4 protein-coding genes and 2 pseudogenes are annotated in these 3,953 nt (G+C 64.3%); all 6 read right to left on the reverse strand.

Annotation, left to right across the window (positions count from 1 at the left end; all coding sequences use genetic code 11):
* Positions 1–188 (reverse strand): annotated as a pseudogene (locus I8J29_RS33145) (hypothetical protein); the annotation flags it as partial.
* On the reverse strand, positions 185–703 hold the full coding sequence (locus I8J29_RS33150; protein ID WP_090642552.1) for a NuoB/complex I 20 kDa subunit family protein: 519 nt from the start codon (positions 701–703) through the stop codon (positions 185–187). The pseudogene I8J29_RS33145 and the gene I8J29_RS33150, both read right to left, overlap by 4 nt.
* Positions 688–1,074 carry an NADH-quinone oxidoreductase subunit A gene (locus I8J29_RS33155; protein WP_208851527.1) on the reverse strand — a complete coding sequence of 129 codons (387 nt, stop codon included), beginning with the start codon at positions 1,072–1,074 and terminating at the stop codon, positions 688–690. Before I8J29_RS33155 ends, I8J29_RS33150 begins: the two co-directional genes overlap by 16 nt.
* A 349-nt stretch (positions 1,075–1,423) precedes the next feature.
* Positions 1,424–2,461, reverse strand: coding sequence for an FTR1 family iron permease (locus I8J29_RS33160; RefSeq protein ID WP_208851525.1), 1,038 nt, complete (start codon positions 2,459–2,461; stop codon positions 1,424–1,426).
* 64 nt (positions 2,462–2,525) lie between these two features.
* Positions 2,526–3,317: a hypothetical protein gene (locus I8J29_RS33165; protein WP_208851526.1), complete on the reverse strand. Its 792-nt coding sequence runs from the start codon at positions 3,315–3,317 to the stop codon at positions 2,526–2,528.
* Between the two features lie 201 nt (positions 3,318–3,518).
* Positions 3,519–3,953: pseudogene (locus tag I8J29_RS33170) on the reverse strand (nucleoporin-interacting protein); the annotation flags it as partial.

Consider the following 3,953-nt stretch of genomic DNA (forward strand, 5'->3'; position numbering starts at 1 on the left):
ATCCCTGCCGCCGAGTCGGCCGGCGTCGCCGCGCCTTCGGCTTCCGGCGCGGGAGCCGGCTCCTGCGCCGGCGCGACGTCCGCCTCGGGCTGTCGCGCCGGGGCCGCGGCGTCCGCGTCCGGGCCTCCGGTCGCGGACGCTTCCGTCTCGGGCGCCTGCCCGGGTGCCTTCTCCTTCTCGTCGCTCATCGGCTGGTCACCCGCTTCCCGGTCTTCGCTTCGTAGCGGATTTTCTCCTGCAGCTTATTGATGCCGTAGATGAGCGCCGCCGGATTCGGCGGACAGCCCGGTATGTAAACGTCGACGGGGACGATCTGGTCCACGCCCTTCATGACGGCGTACGATTTCACGTACGGTCCGCCCGCCGTCGCGCACGAGCCCATCGCGATGACCCACTTCGGCTCCGGCATTTGGTCGTACAGGCGGCGCAGCAGCGGACCCATTTTCTTGGTGACGGTGCCCGCGACGATCATGACGTCGGATTGGCGGGGCGACGTGCGGAACATGACGCCGAACCGGTCGAGGTCGTAGTGCGACGCGCCGGTGCCCATCATTTCGATCGCGCAGCAGGCGAGACCGAACGTCAGCGGCCACAGCGAATTGCTGCGCGCCCAAGCCTTCAGCTGCTCCAGCGTGCCCATGAATACGTTGCGTTCCAGCTCTTGCCGCTCTTCGGGGGTAATCGACTCTAGATTGAATTCCATTTCAGCACCTTCTTCTTCCAGGCGTAGAGTAGTCCAATCAATAATAGTCCCGTAAAGATCGCCATCTCGACAAGCACAAATAAGCCGAGCTGCTTATACGCCACGGCCCACGGATATAGGAAAACGGTTTCGACATCGAAGACGACAAACATGAGCGCAAACAGATAGTAGCGCACGTTGAACCGGACTTGTCCCTCCCCTACGGGCTCGTTCCCGCTCTCGTAAGTGGTTTTCTTCTCGTCCGTCGGCTTGTTTGGCCGAAGCAGCCGTCCCGCGGTCAAGGCGACCACCGGAAGCAAAATCCCGAGAAGAACGAAGATCGCTACAATAACGTAACTGTTGATGTACTTCTCCACATCTTTCGCCTCCATGGTTAGGATGGATAGAGCGTCATGCCGTGCAGCGAAGTTGGACAAAATTCCCTCACAATTATAACAAAACCTGCCACTTGCGTCTATGAAAGAAGTTGGCGGCGCTTTCTTGGCCCGATCATCAGTTATGCCCAACTTCCCGCGACTTCAGTACCGCCCTCCGTCTGCTATCTATATGCTTGTTCGCGCCCGATAAGCCGCTTCGAAATGTGACAACTTTTCCAACTTTCCCCCGACTAACGAAAACGCGGCAAAAAAAGGCCGTCCCCGGATTTGCGAGCCTCAGGGACGACCTGTTCGATATCGGGATGAGGTAATCCGGGTTCGGGCGAAACCCGGAGCGCGGCGGCTAGACCGCGGTCGGCTTGCCTTTGCGGGCGGGCTTTTCGCCCTTGCCGCCGGCCTCCGCGGATTCGGGCGCCTGCGGGAGCGGCGCGGCCGCGGAAGCCGCAGCGTCCGTCCCGGCGGCTTCCGCTTGCTGCGCCGGCGCCTCCGCCAGGGACGCCTTCTTCCGCTGCCGCGCGATCATGACGAAGACGAACACGTAGTACAGCCAGTACAGCGCGAACTCCTCCAGCGACGGGTCCTCGGAATAGCCCAGGAACGCCCGGAAGAACACGCCGAGCTCGCCGTGAAAGACCGGATGCTCCCCCGTGTCGCGGATGTAGTTCGTTTCGTCGACCGGATGCTCCGGCAGCAGCCAGGTGAGGTCGTACATCGCCGCGGTTTGGCCGCCCGGCGTCTTGTAGACGCTGCCGACGACGCCCGCGTCCTGGAGTCCGCCGACCGCCTGCACGAACAGGCCGGCCGCGATCATGACGAGGAAGACGCTCGTCGCCTTGAAGAAGGTGCCGATCGGAATCCGCTTGCTGCCCTTGAACACGGCGAGACCGAGCGCCGCCGCGGCCAGCAGCCCCGCGAGCGCGCCCCAGCTTTGCAGCGCCTTCGAGATGTCGCCGCCCGAGATCGCCGCGAAGAAGAAGACGGTCTCCACGCCTTCGCGCAGCGTCACGAGGAAGGAATGCGCGATCATGTTGAGCGCGCCGCCCGTCGTCAGGATGAGCGCTACCTTGCTCTGCAGCTTGGTTCGCATCTCGCGGTTCTGCTTGCTCATGAACAGGATCATGTGCGTCAGCAAGCCCGCCGACACGAACAGGATGCCGATGCGCATATAATCCTTGCTGGCCATCGTCGCGTAGCCGTCCAGCACGTTCTGGAACAGCAGGGCGACGCCGAGGCTGGCGAGCACGGCGAGCGTGACGCCGACCCCGACGTATTTGACCCACTTGGACTGTCCGATCCGGTTCAAATACGACACGATGATGCCCACGATCAATATCGCTTCGAAGGCCTCGCGAAACGTGATGAGAAACGCCTGCACGTTCATGATGAATGCTCACTCCTAACCTGATTCGCGCCCGGGCCGCCGCTTGCGGTCCCCTTCCGTCCGTCTACAGCCAGCCCTTTCGGCGCGCCGCCCATACGGCGCCGCCGCCCACGACGACGATGCCGGCGATGACGCCGACGGTTACCGCGGGATTCGTCTTCGACTCCCGGGCCATGGCGGCGTGCTGCTTGGTGCCGTCGATCGCGTCCGGCTCGGCCGCCTGCGCGGCTTCGTCCGGATTCTTGCCTCCGCCGGCCGCCGGCGCATACGGGAACAGCGGCTTGAGCGCGCCGTAAATCTTGTTGGCATCGGCCTTCAGCGCTTCCGCGTCGGCGTCCTTCTGGCCGACCCCGAACAGGCCGGGATTGCCGATCGCGTCCAACGCGGCGTCGAAATCGGCGTTCAAGCCGTTCAACGCTTCCGGCGACAGCTTCGCCTCCGCGTACGGCGCGAGCGCCTCGTAGGTCGCCCGGGCTTTCGCCAGCAGCAGCTTCGCCTGCGTGTAGTCGGCGATGCTCTGCAGCGCGTTATCGAAACGGCGATCCAAATTCATGATCAGGATCGCTTTGTAATTGGCAATGGTCAGGTCCGCGTCGCGGGCCTTCAGGTTCGCGTCCAAGGTCGCCGCCACTTCCTCGCCGAAGTGGGAGACGATCTCTTCGCGCCGTTCCTTGTGCGCGGCTTCGGCCGTTTTCCAATCCGCCGGCGACTTGCCGAGCGAGGAGACGACCAGCTTGAACGTCTCGGCCACGTCCTCTTTGTTGGCGTCGCCGTACGAATACGCCCAGGCGCCCGAGGGCGCGAGCGCGAGAAACAGCGCGACGAACAGCATCGCGGTCTTCAGCATCGTGCGCATGATTGCAGTTCACCTTTTTCCGGTAGCGTGGCGATCGTCGCCGCGCCCAGACGGCGCCGCGAAGTCATATGCTCGTTAACAACGATAATCATTTTCATTTAGCGTGTCAATAGGTTCCTGAACCGCTTTCGGGCGGCCGCGTTCTTGCCGGCGGGCGGCCGCTCCTTCGTGCTGGCCCCCGGGCGGGCGGCCGTTAGCGGCTCACCGCCCGCCTATCCATTCGTACAGCGTGATGTCGTGGTATACGGGCTCGAACAGCGGATCGCCGCTATACTCGGCGATCGGCTTCACCTTGTCCGCCAGCGAGCCGACCTGCGCCTCGAAGCCGTGCAGCACGTGGTCGGTCAGCAGCACGGTCGCGCCGGGATCGGCCTGCACGTCCGCCATGAAATAGGCGAACGTCTCGATGCGGCGGTTCGTCACCGGCACGCGCAGGTACTGCAGCACGCGCGTCTCCTCCCACGTGTAGACGACGAACCGCCGGTCCGGCTGGGCCGCCGCCAGCTCGCCCAGCCCCTGCGCGAGCCGGTATACGGCCGGTGGCTCGTCCGCCTGCCACGCGACGAGCGCGGCGCCCCGCGCGCTCTGGAGCGCGATCACGCCGGCGGCGAGCGCCGCGCCGGCGACGCGCAGCGC

The organism is Paenibacillus artemisiicola (genome assembly GCF_017652985.1).
GTDB classification, from domain to species: domain Bacteria; phylum Bacillota; class Bacilli; order Paenibacillales; family Paenibacillaceae; genus Paenibacillus_Z; species Paenibacillus_Z artemisiicola.

What these genes read in the sequence shown, in the direction of transcription:
- I8J29_RS33150 (WP_090642552.1), bottom strand. Translation starts at nt 703, where the DNA reads ATGGAATTCAATCTAGAGTCGATTACCCCCGAAGAGCGGCAAGAGCTG.
- I8J29_RS33165 (WP_208851526.1), bottom strand. Translation starts at nt 3,317, where the DNA reads ATGCGCACGATGCTGAAGACCGCGATGCTGTTCGTCGCGCTGTTTCTC.
- I8J29_RS33160 (WP_208851525.1), bottom strand. Translation starts at nt 2,461, where the DNA reads ATGAACGTGCAGGCGTTTCTCATCACGTTTCGCGAGGCCTTCGAAGCG.
- I8J29_RS33155 (WP_208851527.1), bottom strand. Translation starts at nt 1,074, where the DNA reads ATGGAGGCGAAAGATGTGGAGAAGTACATCAACAGTTACGTTATTGTA.